This window comes from Pseudoalteromonas galatheae (genome assembly GCF_005886105.2).
GTDB lineage: Bacteria > Pseudomonadota > Gammaproteobacteria > Enterobacterales > Alteromonadaceae > Pseudoalteromonas > Pseudoalteromonas galatheae.
Genome location: NZ_PNCO02000001.1, coordinates 2995111 through 3010859 on the forward strand (window position 1 = coordinate 2995111; position 15749 = coordinate 3010859).

A 15749-nucleotide genomic window follows, 5' to 3' on the forward strand; every position below is an offset into this window, starting at 1 on the left:
AGATGAGACCGAGCCTGCGAGGCAAATGGCCTTATCAAAAACAGAAAGTTTTTCTGTGTCACTAGGACTTTATTTAGCTGTTTATTCTCTTGCTAACCGAGTTACCTACCAAAGTAAGTGGCGTCCCCTAGGGGATTCGAACCCCTGTTACCGCCGTGAAAGGGCGGTGTCCTAGGCCTCTAGACGAAGGGGACACAATAATAAACAACTTCGCACTCGAGGCGTTGCCATTTGAATTATGTACTAGGACATATGCACTAACGATAAATTGGTGGAGCTAGACGGGATCGAACCGTCGACCTCTTGCATGCCATGCAAGCGCTCTCCCAGCTGAGCTATAGCCCCATAATAGTCAGACCTGAACTGCTAGCCTGTATCGCTGAGTGCGGGGCGCATTCTATGCAGGAGCAAAAATAAAGTCAACAACTTTTATGAAAGTTTTTTCTAACTGATTCATTTTAAATCAAGAAGCGTAGAATATAACCAAACGCCTCCCGTTTGCAAGCCTAACACCTTGAATTGGATTATTTATTACACAATTTAAAACGCATAGTTATCGCACCTCAGCCTTTTTGTTTTAAATCCAATTAGGTCAGAGTGATTTATGGCTCTTTTCTTTTTCTGCATGTTATCCAATCCCGCGTTATAGCATGCAAAGCTCAGCAACTTATTTTCCCCAAAATAAGGTGGCTTTTGGATCAAACATACAAGACCACTCTCTCCCTTCTATAATGAAGAACTTAAAGCGTTGAGCATAAAAACATCACACAGTATAGTTTTTTAAAGTTAAGTGTTGACTCTTTTCAAACTAAACCTATAATACCGCCCCACAACGGCAGACGTTGTAATACAAGTTGGGTTGTTAGCTCAGTTGGGAGAGCATCGCCCTTACAAGGCGAGGGTCACTGGTTCAAGTCCAGTACAACCCACCATAACTCTGTTCAAGAGTATAAATTGAAACACAATTTGGGTTGTTAGCTCAGTTGGGAGAGCATCGCCCTTACAAGGCGAGGGTCACTGGTTCAAGTCCAGTACAACCCACCACTTCTACTCTTAGATTAGAATTGGACATTAAACTCGATTCAAGAGTATAAATTGAAACACAATTTGGGTTGTTAGCTCAGTTGGGAGAGCATCGCCCTTACAAGGCGAGGGTCACTGGTTCAAGTCCAGTACAACCCACCACTTTATTTTCTAGATAGAGTGGCCTATGCCTAAACAAGGCTAAGATCTCAGATTCAAATCCAGTATAAGAAACCACTTCACTTTCAGTACAATCGTTATTACTTTTTACATACTCAAAAACCACATCAAACTGAATAAACTTAAACCTGCCATAAAGTCCATAGAAACAACCTCGTTTTTCTCATTTATTAACTAATTAGTTACTCTTCTCAGCCTCCCAAATTTTTGTTATACCCTTAACTATTTTGCCGCTAACCTCAGTAAATAGTTGGAATAAGCTAAATAGACTAACCTACTAAAAATGAGTTAATTTTTGTTTTCAAAACTACACCTAAGTACTAGACTAGAAGCAAAGCCATTGCCTAAAAATTGTTTCTATGTCAGCTCCATCTATTCAAAATGCCAAAATGTTAATCGTTGAAGATCAACCATTAGCATTGAGCTATATGAAACAATCTTTAGAACAGTTAGATTTCAGAAATTTAAAATTTGCAGAGAGTGCAGACAGTGCAAAAGAGCTTTGTACCATCAATAAGTTTGATCTCATCGTATGCTCTTTTGGTTTAGCAAAAAAGCAAAATGGCTATCAATTTTATGAAGAATTACGCTCCAAACAGTTAATTCGCTCAAGTACCGCTTTTATTTTTATTTCTTCTGAAACTAGCCCCGAGTTAGTCCATAGTATTATCGAACTCCAGCCCGATGACTTTTTAGTTAAGCCCTTTTCAATAAAAGAACTACAAAACCGTATAGAACGAGTTTTAAAGCGTAAACAGGCATTAAGACACATAAACTTGCTTGTAGACGATAAAAACTACTCAAAGGCCTTAAAAGCGCTAGATTTAGAACTAGATAACAAAGATCATAACTACACTTCCCTACTTCTAAAGCTAAAAGGAGAACTTCTACTCAGGCTCAATCAATTAGAGGAAGCAAAGTCTTTTTACAAATCGGTTTTGGCTCTGCAAAAGTTTACCTGGGCAAAGCTAGGCTTGGTCGAGGCGCTCATTACCAACAATGAAGATGTTATCGCTCAAAAGATGTTGAAAACTTTAATAGAGCGACCGGAAACTCGTCTTCCCGCGCTCGATTTATTGAGCAAACTCGAAATAAAGCTTAACCAATATGAGAATGCCCAACAATTGTTAGAGCAAGCAATTGAAATGGCGCCCAGAAATATAAATAGACAACAGTCACTTGGTCGAGTTGCGCAAATCAATCACGACTATGAGGCCAGCTATAAAGCACATAAAGATATAGCAAGTTTCGCGCGTTACTCGATCCATGACAAACCAGAGGTATATTTGAATGCAGCACGCGCTGGGATAGACTTTGCTCTGAGTACCGATCAATCAGACCAAGTCACTCGTCTCACAAGGCAAACGCAACAATACTTGAGTGATTTAAAACAGCAATTTCCAAATGCACAAACCCAAGCGCAAATCGATGTACTCAACGCCCGTGTCCATTATCTAAAAGATGAGCATAAAAAAGCGAAACAACTGCTCGAACAATTAGAAGATGAGCCCGTTATTCGCTCGGTAGATTCCACTTTAGACAAAGCAAAAGCACTACATGAAGTGGGATTAAACCACAAGGCTCAAGAGCTGTTTAGCCAAGTAATTGCACACTGTGAGCGCCACAACTCAAGCGCAGATCCCGTCACAATGCACTATCTATATCAGCAACAGCAAGAGAAAAAAGAGATCACCATGGGTCCTAGAGAGCTAAATAACCATGCGGTTACTCAGTTTAACAAAGGTCATTATGAAACCGCTTTAGAGGCATTCACTCAAGCGTTTAGAATTATGCCTAAAAACTCAGGGATAGCACTGAATTTGCTACAATGTATGAGTGATAGTTGCGCTAAGTCAGGGAGTACTTTTAATTCCAATTTAGCAAAGCGGTGTACTACCTTGCTAAATCAGTCTGAGTTGGACAGTGAACAGCAGATCCGCTTCGGTAAACTCAAAGCGAAACTAAGTGAAATGAAACTCGACTTTGAGTAATCGATTATTTTATCGCAATTGGGCTATTTCTTTTCCATTGCAAGAGCATTAACGCAATAACGCAGTCCACTTGGCTCAGGGCCATCAGGGAATACGTGACCTAAGTGGCTATCACACACGTTACAAGTGATTTCAACGCGCGTCATTCCATGGCTCTTATCGCTATGATAAGCCACCGCTTCCACTGCTGCAGGCTGTGTAAACGAGGGCCAACCAGAGCCACTATCAAACTTTTCTTCAGCATCAAATAACAACTCGCCACAGCATACGCAGTAGTATTTACCAGGTTCAAAAAGCTGACAACTTTGTGAACTAAACGGTCGCTCAGTCCCCTTTTTCCTAGTGATTATATAAGCTTCTGGAGCAAGTTCTGATTGCCATTGCTGGTCCGACTTTTCAACTCTGCGAGGAGCAACAGGATTACCATTTCTGGCAAAGTTTAGTATATCTAACCACTTTAACATCTCAATTCTCTCTCTTGTTTACTTCTGTCTTTTGCTCTTCAACAGGAAGTGGCCAATCACCAAAAAAGCAACTTAGATAGCGGCTTTTAATTAAATATAAAAGTACCCAACTCACCAACACAATTTGTACGGCAATATAAGGAGAAAAACTATAATGGGTTTTCCCAGCTTGCAGGATCAACCACGCTAAATCGAGTACCGCTGTTAATATAAGTGGCAAACGCATATAACGCCAGACGGCAGCGAGCTTTGGAGAGCTTGTTGGCCGCCTAAGAGAAAACACAACGGTTGGTATGAGCGCGATACAAGCGATCCCTGTCGCGACAAAAAAGTGAAACTTAGACTCAAAGAATAGTGACATCAAATCCAAGTCTGGGCGTCTTGCAAGCGCAGAAAACACCCAAATAAGTAGCGGGCGGAGCAACACGACCAGCGCTAAATTAAAAGCGATTGGCGTACGATAAACGCCATATTTATCCCAGTATTCAGGGCCGTATCGTGTTACTGATTTCATTTTACTACTCGTATTTGTTTAACAGTGCGATCAGCGCCTCTTCATCAAACACCTCAACACCTAACTCCTGTGCCTTAGTGAGCTTAGAGCCTGCTTTTTCGCCGGCATAAACCGCATCTGTATTTTTCGACACGCTACCTGCGACCTTAGCGCCAAGTGCTTGCAACCTCGCTTTAGCATCGTTGCGGTTCAGTTGGCTCAAGGTTCCAGTCAACACATAAGTTAGCCCAGCTAAAGGTTGTGCATCCTCTGACGGTGCAGCCACATCTTGCCAAGTTACACCCACTTCAATCAATGCAGTTACCACTTCTTGATTGTGCTGCTCGGCAAAAAAGCTATGAATATGCTGCGCAACAACAACACCAACATCACTTACTTGCTGTAGAGTATCAATGGAGGCGGCCATCACTTTTTCAAGCGTCAGGAAGTGATTTGCCAAGTTTTGTGCTGTCGCTTCCCCAACTTCTCTTATTCCAAGCGAATACAAAAATTTAGCTAACGTTGTTTGCTTTGCTTCTTCAAGCGCCGCAACCAAGTTTTTAGCAGACTTAGGCCCCATACGTTCAAGAGACTCAAAATGACCCTGCTTTAGAATAAACAGATCGGCAGGGGTTTTGATAAGCCCTCGCTCAACTAACTGCTCAACTATTTTGTCGCCAAGACCATCTATGTCGAGGGCCTTTCTCGATGCAAAGTGCTTAATTGCTTCTTTACGTTGTGCACGGCACACTAAACCGCCAGTACAACGCGCAACCGCTTCTCCTTCAACGCGTTCAACATGAGAATCACACACCGGGCAGGTATCTGGAAACTCAATCTCTTTGGCTTCATCTGGGCGCCTATCTAACACGACCTGAGTTACCTGAGGGATCACATCCCCAGCTCGGCGTACAATAACGGTATCACCAATCTTTACACCTAAACGCGCAATTTCATCACCATTATGAAGCGTGGCATTCGATACCGTAACACCACCAACAAAAACAGGCTCTAAACGTGCAACGGGCGTGATAGCCCCAGTACGGCCGACCTGAAACTCAACATCAAGCAGCTGAGTGATCTCTTCTTGTGCAGGGAACTTAAATGCAATCGCCCAGCGCGGCGCGCGAGCAACAAAACCAAGCTGCTCTTGCTGCGCTTTATCATTCACTTTGATCACAACGCCGTCAATTTCATAGGGAAGCTCAGCACGGCGCGTCATGATATCTTGATAATAAGCCAAAGCTTGCTGCGCATTATCGACAAGCTTTGTCTCAGGGCTCATTGGCAAGCCCCAACCTTGTAATTGCTGTAGCTGCGCATAATGTTCGTTGGCCAGCTCACCGCCTTCAACCAAGCCCATAGAATAAGCATAAAACATCAACGGACGCTTAGCGGTAATTTTCGAGTCTAATTGGCGCAGACTTCCCGCTGCCGCATTTCTTGGGTTTGCAAAGGTCTTATCACCTTTCGCTTGTGCCGTTTCATTTAGCTTAATGAAACCCGCAGTATCCATAAAGACTTCACCACGCACTTCTACTTCATGCGGAATATGTTCTCCACGTAGTTTCAGCGGAATATTGCGAATGGTTTTGACATTCTCAGTGATGTTTTCCCCAACTTGACCGTCTCCCCTTGTCGCCGCTTGAACCAGTACACCATCGCGATACAAAATAGATACGGCCAAGCCATCTAACTTTGGTTCACAGCAAAAAGTAACATCTTTACTTGTCAGTAGGCGCTCTTTTAAACGGCGATTAAATGCCGTAAATTCACTCTCGTCGAAGGCATTATCAAGCGACAACATAGGTACTCTGTGTGTTACTTGCTCAAACTTGCTAAGCGCTTCACCACCCACTTTCTGCGATGGGGAATCAGGACTTTGTAACTCAGGATGCTGCTGCTCAAGCGTCATCAACTGGCGCATCACACGATCATATTCCGCATCAGGCACACTTGGGTTATCTAAAACATAATATTGGTAATTGTAATCTTCGAGTTGCTGCCTAAGGGCTGCAACTTGGCTTTCAATGTTGTCTGACATTTAAACCTCTAAACGTAAAAAGCCACCAGCAAATGCCAGTGGCTTAAAAATGACTCTAAGTAGCGATTAAGCGGCGAATTCACGCACTTTTTCAACATAACCACGCACGGCTTCAACCGTTAACGGTTCGCGGTCTTTATCAAGTACAGTTGCGCCAAACTCTTCAGCTAGTTTTTTCGATGCACTGTGAAGCATATTAAATGCAGCCAAGTTATCGCCTTCACAAGGTAAGGTCATAAATAGGCTAATGCCAGCGGTGCTAAATTGCTCCATGTTATCGATATCAAACGTACCTGGGTTGTACATGTTTACCAATCTAAATAACACTGGACCGTTTCCAGACGGCTCTAAATGGCGATTAAAGAAGCCCTCATCAGAATATTTAAATCCAAGGCTTAACACGGCAGGCAATAGCCTTGAACCAGCCATTTTCAGGCCTTCAGGCATGTCAACATGAAGAATAATAAAGTCTTGTGGCTCTATTGCTTTCTTTTCAGGCTCAGCCTCTTCAGATCCACTGCTCTCGGTTTGCACCTCAGTTTCAGGCTCTTCCGTCGCTATAATGCCCTCAGTCGCAGGCTCATCATCCACCGCACTAAAGGTCATCTCTCCAATTTCAGGTTCGTCAGGCTCTTTATCGTGATTCGGCGTTTGCTCTTTGAGTTCATTGGGCTCCTTTTTTGAAGCTTTATCGCTGTTCTTCTTACGAACAGACCAAAGTCCATGTATGAGTAACCCGCCTATGACCAACGCACTGATCACGATTAATGCCCATCTTAACTCTGTGGCCATTGCTCACCTTTTTTGTTGTTATGCCTGTGCCATTTGCACCGCTTGTTCTATATCTACGGCAACCATGCGCGATACCCCGGGTTCTGCCATGGTTACCCCCGTCAGTCTACCCGCCATTTCCATAGCGACCTTATTATGACTGATATAAATAAATTGCACTGTTTGCGACATTTCTTCAACCAAACGACAAAATCGTCCTACGTTTGCGTCATCAAGCGGTGCATCTACTTCATCCAGCATACAGAATGGGGCTGGATTAAGCCTGAATATTGAGAACACCAATGATAATGCGGTCAGCGCTTTTTCTCCACCACTTAACAGATGAATTGTCGAGTTTTTCTTACCAGGCGGCCTTGCCATGATAGAAACACCACTTTCAAGCAGGTCATCGCTAGTCAATTCCAGGTACGCATTTCCCCCGCCAAACACTTTAGGAAATAACTCGGCTAAATCTTCATTCACTTGATTAAAGGTGGCACTGAAGCGGGTTTTGGTCTCTTTATCAATTTTTCTGATCACCGCTTCTAACGTTTCTAACGCATTAGTGAGATCGTCCAGCTGTGTATCTAAATAGGTTTTGCGCGCCTTCGCTTCTTCAAACTCTTCAATTGCGGCTAAGTTCACAGCCCCTAACTTACCAAGATCATTACTCACTCGACTCAAATTAGCTTGATACTGACCCAAGTTTGCATCCTCAGGTAATTGTGCCAGCTCCGCTTTTAGTGTCCGACCAAGCTCCTGTAAGGGTTCAAGTGCCGCTTGTGCTTTAATCATCAAGCTTTGCTCTTCAAGTTTCACTTGTTGCAAAGACTCATTGAGTTTACTCACTTCGCCTTGTGCATCTTTTAATGCCGCTTGTTTTTGGGAGAGGTTTTCCTTAGCTTGGTTGAGCGTATCCAACATCGTTTGCTTTTGCGCTTTGGCTTCTAGATGTTGGACGAGCAATAATTCTATGTCTTTATGCGCCTCCGCGAGCGGCTCTTCACAAAGCAAAATATCTGCTTGCGTTTGCTCGATGCGCTGGTTTATTTCATCGCGACGATGTTGCAAGTGTTCCAACTTAGAATTGCTGAGCTGTAGTTCACTTTCTGCCTGCTGCGATGCAAGTTTTGTAGTATGAACTAATTGCTGCGCGTCTTGTAATGCGGCGCGCCGAGATTGACTATGTTGTTTAAACTCGGCCAACTTAGCCTCGGCCAGTTGTTGTTTTTGTTGTACTTTCGCTAGCAACTCATCACGTTGTAATTGCTGTTCAGTATCAAGTTCAAGTTGTTCAATGACCTCGCTTCGTTCTTGAGCAATGGCATCAAGCTGTTCTTGAATTTTTTGTCCTTGCTCACGCCAAGCGCTCAGATTCTCATCCAGCATTTCAATTTTGGTTTTATGGCTGGCGATTGCTTGTGCTTTTTCGTGAACGCATTGCTGTGTTTCTAATAAGTCAGCTTGTGTGTCTTCAAGGGCAATACGCTTTTGTGCTACAACCTGCTCAGCCTCTTCGGCGAGTTGTTGCAAATGAGGAAGCTGAGTATGGCATGACTGCAATTGGGCATAGCGTTTTAATGCGCCACTCTCTTCATTGCTTTTCGCCTTGGCCTTAAAGTTATCCCCCACAATAATGCCACTGACCGTCACGCCGAGAAGGAATTGTTCACACGATTGAAAGTCTGTAGATTCAGCACATAATTTTATTTTAGTTAAAAAGCTGGGGAACAGTCCTGAGCTTATTTTTGTCGCGACGGAATCAACGGGAACTTCGAGTTCAATGGGCCATAGCGTATTCATTTCGCTTTGCTCAACGACTAAATGCGTCAACCCAAGCAGTGCCGCTTCCACGCATTCTTCATACCCTGACTCAACAACAAGTTGCGATAACATAGTCGCAGCAGAAGCCTCCGACGCTTCATCTGCCCAGCGTGATAACGCTTTTATTTCAGATTGCACTTCTTGTAGCGCCTGAAGCGCTTTTTGAGCATGAGTCTGCGCCTGTAAGATTTCTTCTTTATTGGTTTGCTCTTGGCCTTGCAACTTACCAGCTTGGCTTTGTAATTTGGCCATCGCTTGAACTAGCTGATGATGTGCATCCTGAGCTTCAATCAAGTCACTTTCCAACATAGATGCGTGATGCGTATCAGCCTGTTCCAGCAGCTCAGCCTGACGCTTATCTACGTGCAGTTTAGCTTGCTGTTGTTGCGCTAATTGGCTTGCCCCTTGCTGTACCTGAGCATGTATTTGTTGGTACTGCTTCTGTGCGCCACTATACTGCGCTTCTAACTGAGCCAGCTCTGTGTCACTTTGCTCATTTGTGAGTTGAATTTCTTCCAGTTGCAATAGCGCAATTTCAAGTCGTTCAGAAACTTCAGCGACTTTTTCTGCGCTGCTCGCCACATACTCGGCTTGCTCGTCTTGCGCCTCAATTACTTCTTGCTGTTGTGATTTCAGTATTTGAGACTGCTCAATTAGCAGACGCTTTTTATCTGTTAGATTGACTTTCTGTTGCTCAAGCGTTGCCAACTGGGTTTCAATTCGGTGCACGCTATGTTGTGCTTGCTCATAGCCATCATTGAAATGCTTAATTTCATGTTCTAGCGTTGCCAAAATGCTGTCATGGCCACTGTGAGCTTCATTAAAAAATGCTAATTTCTCATTGAGTTTGGCAATTTCTTTGGCTTTGATTGCCTGCTTTTGCTCAAGGCTTTGCCATTTTAAAATTGCTATCCACGACTTTAGGTCTCGCTCTTGCGACTTTAAAGACTTATATTCGCTCGCCTGTTGTGCTTGAAGTGCCAGTTTATCTAGCTGACTCTGTAGCTCTTGCCTAACATCGAGCAAACGCTCCATGTTTTCGCGGGTACTCTTGATGCGAGTTTGGGTTTCTCGTCGACGCTCTTTATATTTTGAAATTCCGGCGGCTTCTTCTAAAAAAACTCTTAACTCTTGCGGCTTACTTTCAATCAAGCGCGAGATCATTCCTTGCTCAATGATTGCGTAACTGCGAGGACCTAGGCCAGTACCTAAAAAGATATCTGTGATATCGCGCTTACGGCACTTACTACCATTTAAAAAATAAAGAGATTGGCCATCGCGCGTTACTAAGCGCTTAATGGCAATTTGATTACGATCTGCAAACGTGCCGGGCAACCGGCCTTGAGTATTATCAAAAATCAGTTCTACAGAAGCTTGCGAGATAGGTTTACGTTTGGTTGAACCATTAAAAATAACGTCTGTCATGGCATCGCCACGGAGGTTTTTCGCAGAGCTTTCTCCCAGCACCCAGCGAACCGCATCAATAACATTAGACTTACCACAGCCGTTTGGCCCAACCACACATGTCATCTGGTCAGGAAACGGGATCTTGGTTGGCTCTACGAAAGATTTAAAGCCGGCCAGTTTGATGCTACTCAGTCGCATAGCTTATTATTGTTGTTCGCGGTTACTTTTGAGAATAAGACAATTCATTAGTAAGATCTATGCGTTAGCAATGACAGCGTTTAATATTATCCAGAATGATCCCAGTAGCCATCGCCACATTTAATGACTCAGCACCACCAAACGCAGGAATAGTCACCTTTTTATTGATGTGAGCCGCTATGGTATCGCTAATACCATGAGACTCGCTGCCCATTACCAACACGGCATTACGACTAAATTGACACTGATGCACACTTTCACCACCAAGGAATGCACCATAGCACTCGCCTTGATATTGCTTTAAAAAGGCCTCAAGATCGGTTCTCACCACATTAACACGCACAAATGAGCCCATGGTGGCACTGATCACTTTAGGGTTAAATTGATCGGCGCAGTTTTCGCTCACCACAAGCTGCGTCAATCCATACCAATCAGCAAGACGAATAATGGTACCGAGATTACCTGGGTCTGAGACTCCATCTAATGCTAACACTAACCCAGCAGTATTAATTTCTTCTGCCGGCGGCATTGCAACGACCGCTATCGCTGCATTATTTGACACTAAAGTGCTCACCTTACTCAGCACTTCCTCTTCTGCTTCGACACAGGCAATATTAACGAGTTTGGATTTATACTTTGTCATGAACTCATTGGTCGCGAACAGCTGTTCAACGGCCAACCCAGCATCAACTAACTCAATCACATTCTTCTCGCCTTGTACCAAATACAGGCCATGTTGTTTGCGATATTTTTTTTGCCCTAAAGCACGAAGTAGTTTTTGTTGATTCTTGGAGATCATGTGCACCTCAAAAGTTGGATTTATCATTATACCTGTTCAGTATCAGATAAAAAGCGTTTCCACGAGGCATTAAGCTAAGAAATTATGTTATCTTGTGCCGAATGACACACAAGGCATAGAGGTAATCATGTCACCTGAGCTAACGCTTATTTTACTCAATTTTATTCTCCTTTTTGTGGCCTACGTATTCGTTTACCCAAAGTTAAAAGAGAAAAGCCTCGCCAGTATCAGCAAACAAGATTTATTGGTTACTGCGGTTTCTTTAGTCGTGTCTGGAAGTTTGTACTATGGCAAGGGTATCGAATTTTCGTTAGTGTTTTTTGAGAGTAACTGGGTGGTGTTTACGATTGTCGCATTTAGCGTGATTGAAATCCCATTTCTACTGTGGTTTAAGCGTCGCTATAACATGAAGTTTGGAGAGTAATAGAGAGGTAACTACGCCTCTCTATTCGCTTATCACTCAGCTCGCTTTTCGCGACCGAGTAACGCCATTGCGGCTTCTTTCACATCTTTTTGCTCATAAAGCACTTGATAGATCTGCTCAGTGATAGGCATTTCAATACCAGTGCGTTTGGCAAGTAGATAAACTTCTTTGGTATTACGATAGCCTTCAACCACTTGACCAATACTCGACATCGCCTCATCGACCGACTTTCCCGAGCCAAGCGCAAGACCAAAGCGGCGATTACGCGACTGGTTATCCGTACAAGTGAGAATCAGATCACCAAGCCCTGCCATACCCATAAAGGTTTCAGAGCGCGCGCCTAACGCACACCCTAAACGACAAAGTTCAGCGAGTCCTCGGGTGATAAGCGCCGTTCTGGCATTCGCACCAAAACCAAAGCCGTCAGACATGCCCGCGCCAATTGCGATAACGTTTTTAACTGCGCCACCGAGCTGAATACCAATAAAGTCTTCGTTGCTATAGACCCGAAACGAGCGGCCGCAATGTAACAGCTCTGCGAGCTCTTCACGAAATTTTGCACAAACCGAAGACACAGAAATAGCAGTGGGTAATCCCGCGGCCATTTCTTTTGCAAAAGTAGGTCCACTTAGCACCGCCAGCGGCACATCGTCACCTAACACATCCAGTGCAACTTCTTGCAATAGTCGCCCAGTATTTGGTTCAAGCCCCTTGGTTGCCCAAGCTACTTTTGCATTCTCAAGTAGCATAGGTTTAATCTTCTTCAAGGTGTCTGCAAACGCGTGACTTGGCACAACCACCAAAATACGCTCGCTAGACTTAACAGCCGTTTCTAAATCGGCCTCAAGTTCAAGCGTGTTTGGAAACTGGATGTCAGGAAGATAACGTTGGTTTTTGCGCTCAGCTGCTAGCGCCTCAACGTGTTCGCTATTGCGTCCCCACAGTGTCACTTGATGACCATTTCGGGCGAAACAAATAGCAAGGGCGGTGCCATAAGACCCCGCCCCTAATACAGTTACAGCTGATTTTGCTGTACTCATCAATTATGCGTCAGCAGTTTGCTCAGGCTGTGCTTGAGCCGCACGTTGCTGCATATACTGAGCGAATAATGCGTCAAAGTTAACTGGCGCAAGGTTTAACTGCGGGAAAGTACCACGGTTAACTAGACTAGCTACCGCTTCACGCGCATAAGGGAATAGGATGTTAGGGCAGAATGCGCCTAGCATGTGTGCCATTTGCATTTCTTCAAGATCTGCAATGGCAAAGATACCAGCTTGTTGGATTTCACATAGGAATGCAGTTTCTTCACCAATCGTTGCCGTTACTGTTAGTGCTAGAACAACTTCAAATACGTTTTCATCAAGCTTTGCTGAACGCGTGTCCATGTCTAGCTTAACTTCTGGTGTCCACTCTTTCTGGAAGATACCTGGTGAGTTTGGCGTTTCAAACGATACATCTTTAGTGTAGATACGTTGAATGTTGAACTGAGCGCCTTCTTGTTGTTGTTCTGCTGCTTGGTTTTGTTCTGCCATGATAATTTCCTAAATTCTGTTGTGATCCTGCTAAATTCTTAGCAGTCATTATAAAAAGTAAGCTGAGCTAAAGCTCAATCAATCTTATGCTTGTAATAGCTTATCGAGTTCGCCTTGCGCTTCAAGCGCCATCATATCGTCGCAACCACCAATATGGCGCTCAGCGATAAAGATTTGTGGAACGGTATAGCTACCGTTGGCTTTTTCGATCATCTCGTCACGAAGCTCAGGCTGTGCGCCAATATCATACTCTGTGTATGTGACACCTTTTGCATCTAATAATGCTTTTGCGCGATGACAAAATGGACAATAGTCTTTGGTATAAATTACGACTTGGCTCATCATAGACCTCAGTTATTTTCCGTTAGAGATTGGTAAACCCGCACTTTGCCATGCGCCAATACCACCTGATAATACGAACACTTGCCCGAATCCAGCTTTGTGCATGTTATCAGCAACAGCAGATGCCGTCATACCTGTGTTACAGACCAATATAATGGGCTTAGATTTATGTTTTTCAAGACCAGCAAAATCTTTTTGCTTGAGTTTTTCCGCACTCACCTGCTCAGAACCTGCAATGTGACCTTGGTTAAACTCTTTTGCTGCACGCATATCGAGTACCTGACCATCTTGGCGGTTAACTAGCATGGTTAGCTGCTGAGGATTAATTTGTCTAATTTTCGAAAACTTACTCTTAAACCAACTACTCACTAACATCGCGGCTAACACAACCCAAATGATGCTAAGTACCGGATGGTTACCTAAAAACGCAACGTATTGTTCCATTAATTTATCAACCAAAAATTATTAAACGATAAAGTGGCAGCAAGTATACCTGCTTTATTCTCGACAAAACAGACTTGTTCAACATGAGCAAATATCAATCTCAAAGTTGATAATTCATCACTGTGGGGCTGAATATTCATACAAAAAAAGGTATTCTACTTGTCAGCAACCAGAGCAAACTTATAGTGACGCTGCAAAGCTCGGCATTGTAGCGCTTGTTATAAGATTTCAACATCGTGCCTAATTCAGGATTTCAGGAGCGCAAATGACAGCTAAGAAAAAGCCATTGGTATTAATGATTTTAGACGGTTGGGGCTATCGCGAAGAAAGCGAGAGCAATGCTATTTTAGCAGCCAATACCCCAGTATTAGATGAACTATGGCGCTCTGCTCCGCACACCTTGATTTCAGGTTCAGGTCTTGATGTTGGTCTGCCTGATGGGCAAATGGGGAATTCCGAAGTTGGCCACGTTAACCTCGGCGCGGGGCGTGTGGTTTATCAAGACTTCACGCGGATCACTAAAGCGATTGATGATGGTGAGTTTGAGCACAACCCAGCTCTGGTTGAGAACATAGACAAAGCAGTAGCAAAAGGTAAAGCCGTTCACCTGATGGGATTATTGAGCCCAGGTGGCGTTCACAGTCATGAAGACCACATAGTTGCGGCAATTAAATTAGCAGCTGAGCGCGGTGCAACCGTTTATTTGCACGCATTTTTGGATGGCCGCGATACACCACCTCGCAGCGCACAGGCGTCAATTGAAAAAATGGAAGCTTTGATGCAGTCACTCAATTGTGGCCGACTAGCGTCTATTATTGGTCGCTACTATGCTATGGACCGTGACAATCGTTGGGACCGCGTCGAGTCTGCATACAACCTGATGGTAAGTGGCGACGCTGATTTTACTTATAGTAATGGCGTTGAAGCGCTACAAGCAGCTTACGCGCGTGATGAAAACGATGAGTTTGTTAAAGCATCGGTGATCACCGAAGAAGGGCAACCAGCCGCTACTATCAATGATGGCGATACGGTTATCTTTATGAACTTCCGTGCAGACCGAGCGCGCCAAATGACCCGTGCTTTTGTTGATGCTGACTTTAACGGCTTCGAAAAACGTAAAGCACCGGACCTAAGTGCGTTTGTTATGATGACTGAGTACGCTGCCGACATCAAAGCCCCTATCGCTTTTGCGCCTGAAGCATTGGTTAACGTGCTAGGTGAATGGCTAGCTAAGCACAACAAAACTCAGCTGCGTATTTCAGAAACGGAAAAATATGCTCATGTCACTTTCTTCTTTAGCGGCGGTCGCGAAGATCTCTTTGAAGGTGAAAAACGTGAACTCATTCCTTCTCCACAGGTTGCCACTTACGACTTACAGCCAGAGATGAACTCAGAAATGCTAACTGATAAGTTAGTTGAAGCAATTCATAGCGGTGAATTTGACGTGATTATCTGTAACTACCCAAATGGTGACATGGTTGGGCACTCTGGTGTATTCGAAGCTGCTGTAAAAGCATGTGAAGCCGTTGATAAGTGTATCGGTCGTGTTGTTGCTGCGCTAAAAGAAAGCGGTGGCGAAGCTCTTATTACCGCTGATCACGGCAATGCAGAGCAAATGCTTAACCCTAAAACAGGTCAAGCTCATACCGCTCACACCAGCGAGCCTGTACCATTTATTTATGTAGGTCGTGATGCAGAGCCACAAGCAGGAAAAGCACTAAGCGATGTTGCACCAACAATGCTGCATTTACTCGGTATGGAGCAGCCTAGCGAGATGACTGGCACTCCAATTATGCGTTTAAAATAACGGCCT

Annotated in this window: 13 protein-coding genes and 5 tRNA genes; 6 read left to right on the forward strand and 12 right to left on the reverse strand. The window is 44.1% G+C overall.

Annotated elements, in window-relative coordinates:
• Positions 1 to 118: 118 nt before the first annotated feature.
• A tRNA-Glu gene (locus CWC29_RS13255) sits at positions 119 to 194 on the reverse strand.
• Positions 195 to 269: 75 nt separating this feature from the next.
• Positions 270 to 345, reverse strand: a tRNA-Ala gene (locus tag CWC29_RS13260).
• Positions 346 to 856: 511 nt separating this feature from the next.
• On the opposite strand from CWC29_RS13260, the gene CWC29_RS13265 reads away from it, so the two are divergent.
• The 4 genes from CWC29_RS13265 (at position 857) to CWC29_RS13280 (ending at position 3194) form a co-directional block, all read left to right on the forward strand.
• Positions 857 to 932, forward strand: a tRNA-Val gene (locus tag CWC29_RS13265).
• A gap of 36 nt (positions 933 to 968) precedes the next feature.
• Positions 969 to 1044, forward strand: a tRNA-Val gene (locus CWC29_RS13270).
• Positions 1045 to 1109: 65 nt separating this feature from the next.
• Positions 1110 to 1185, forward strand: a tRNA-Val gene (locus CWC29_RS13275).
• A 377-nt stretch (positions 1186 to 1562) separates the two neighbouring features.
• Positions 1563 to 3194 carry a response regulator gene (locus tag CWC29_RS13280; RefSeq protein ID WP_128725309.1) on the forward strand — a complete coding sequence of 544 codons (1632 nt, stop codon included), beginning with the start codon at positions 1563 to 1565 and terminating at the stop codon, positions 3192 to 3194.
• A gap of 23 nt (positions 3195 to 3217) precedes the next feature.
• On the opposite strand, the gene msrB is transcribed toward CWC29_RS13280, so the two are convergent.
• The 6 genes from msrB to CWC29_RS13310 form a co-directional block, all read right to left on the reverse strand.
• Positions 3218 to 3658: a peptide-methionine (R)-S-oxide reductase MsrB gene (msrB, locus tag CWC29_RS13285; RefSeq protein ID WP_128725310.1), complete on the reverse strand. Its 441-nt coding sequence runs from the start codon at positions 3656 to 3658 to the stop codon at positions 3218 to 3220.
• Between the two features lies 1 nt (position 3659).
• Complete coding sequence (locus CWC29_RS13290) at positions 3660 to 4172, reverse strand: DUF2919 domain-containing protein (RefSeq protein ID WP_045990300.1); 513 nt, start codon at positions 4170 to 4172, stop codon at positions 3660 to 3662.
• Positions 4173 to 4176: 4 nt separating this feature from the next.
• Positions 4177 to 6195 carry an NAD-dependent DNA ligase LigA gene (gene ligA / locus CWC29_RS13295; RefSeq protein ID WP_128725311.1) on the reverse strand — a complete coding sequence of 673 codons (2019 nt, stop codon included), beginning with the start codon at positions 6193 to 6195 and terminating at the stop codon, positions 4177 to 4179.
• Between the two features lie 66 nt (positions 6196 to 6261).
• A complete protein-coding gene (gene zipA, locus CWC29_RS13300; RefSeq protein ID WP_128725312.1) occupies positions 6262 to 6987 on the reverse strand; it encodes a cell division protein ZipA in 726 nt (241 codons plus the stop codon).
• 18 nt (positions 6988 to 7005) lie between these two features.
• Positions 7006 to 10395: an AAA family ATPase gene (locus CWC29_RS13305; RefSeq protein WP_128725313.1), complete on the reverse strand. Its 3390-nt coding sequence runs from the start codon at positions 10393 to 10395 to the stop codon at positions 7006 to 7008.
• 64 nt (positions 10396 to 10459) lie between these two features.
• Positions 10460 to 11194, reverse strand: coding sequence for a TrmH family RNA methyltransferase (locus tag CWC29_RS13310; RefSeq protein ID WP_193554549.1), 735 nt, complete (start codon positions 11192 to 11194; stop codon positions 10460 to 10462).
• A gap of 127 nt (positions 11195 to 11321) precedes the next feature.
• Here CWC29_RS13310 and CWC29_RS13315 point away from each other — a divergent pair, with 127 nt between their 5' ends.
• The gene (locus tag CWC29_RS13315) at positions 11322 to 11618 is read left to right on the forward strand and encodes a hypothetical protein (protein ID WP_128725315.1); all 297 of its coding nucleotides are present in this window, start codon (positions 11322 to 11324) and stop codon (positions 11616 to 11618) included.
• Between the two features lie 32 nt (positions 11619 to 11650).
• On the opposite strand, the gene gpsA is transcribed toward CWC29_RS13315, so the two are convergent.
• The 4 genes from gpsA to CWC29_RS13335 all read right to left on the reverse strand — a co-directional run bounded on the left by gpsA (position 11651) and on the right by CWC29_RS13335 (position 13936).
• The gene (gpsA, locus tag CWC29_RS13320; protein ID WP_138522683.1) at positions 11651 to 12658 is read right to left on the reverse strand and encodes an NAD(P)H-dependent glycerol-3-phosphate dehydrogenase; all 1008 of its coding nucleotides are present in this window, start codon (positions 12656 to 12658) and stop codon (positions 11651 to 11653) included.
• 3 nt (positions 12659 to 12661) lie between these two features.
• Entirely contained in the window at positions 12662 to 13150 is a 489-nt protein-coding gene (gene secB / locus CWC29_RS13325) for a protein-export chaperone SecB (RefSeq protein WP_128725317.1), read from the reverse strand.
• A gap of 84 nt (positions 13151 to 13234) precedes the next feature.
• Positions 13235 to 13492: a glutaredoxin 3 gene (gene grxC, locus CWC29_RS13330; RefSeq protein WP_128725343.1), complete on the reverse strand. Its 258-nt coding sequence runs from the start codon at positions 13490 to 13492 to the stop codon at positions 13235 to 13237.
• 12 nt (positions 13493 to 13504) lie between these two features.
• The gene (locus CWC29_RS13335) at positions 13505 to 13936 is read right to left on the reverse strand and encodes a rhodanese-like domain-containing protein (protein WP_128725318.1); all 432 of its coding nucleotides are present in this window, start codon (positions 13934 to 13936) and stop codon (positions 13505 to 13507) included.
• Positions 13937 to 14201: 265 nt separating this feature from the next.
• On the opposite strand from CWC29_RS13335, the gene gpmM reads away from it, so the two are divergent.
• The gene (gene gpmM / locus CWC29_RS13340) at positions 14202 to 15743 is read left to right on the forward strand and encodes a 2,3-bisphosphoglycerate-independent phosphoglycerate mutase (protein ID WP_128725319.1); all 1542 of its coding nucleotides are present in this window, start codon (positions 14202 to 14204) and stop codon (positions 15741 to 15743) included.
• Positions 15744 to 15749: the final 6 nt, after the last annotated feature.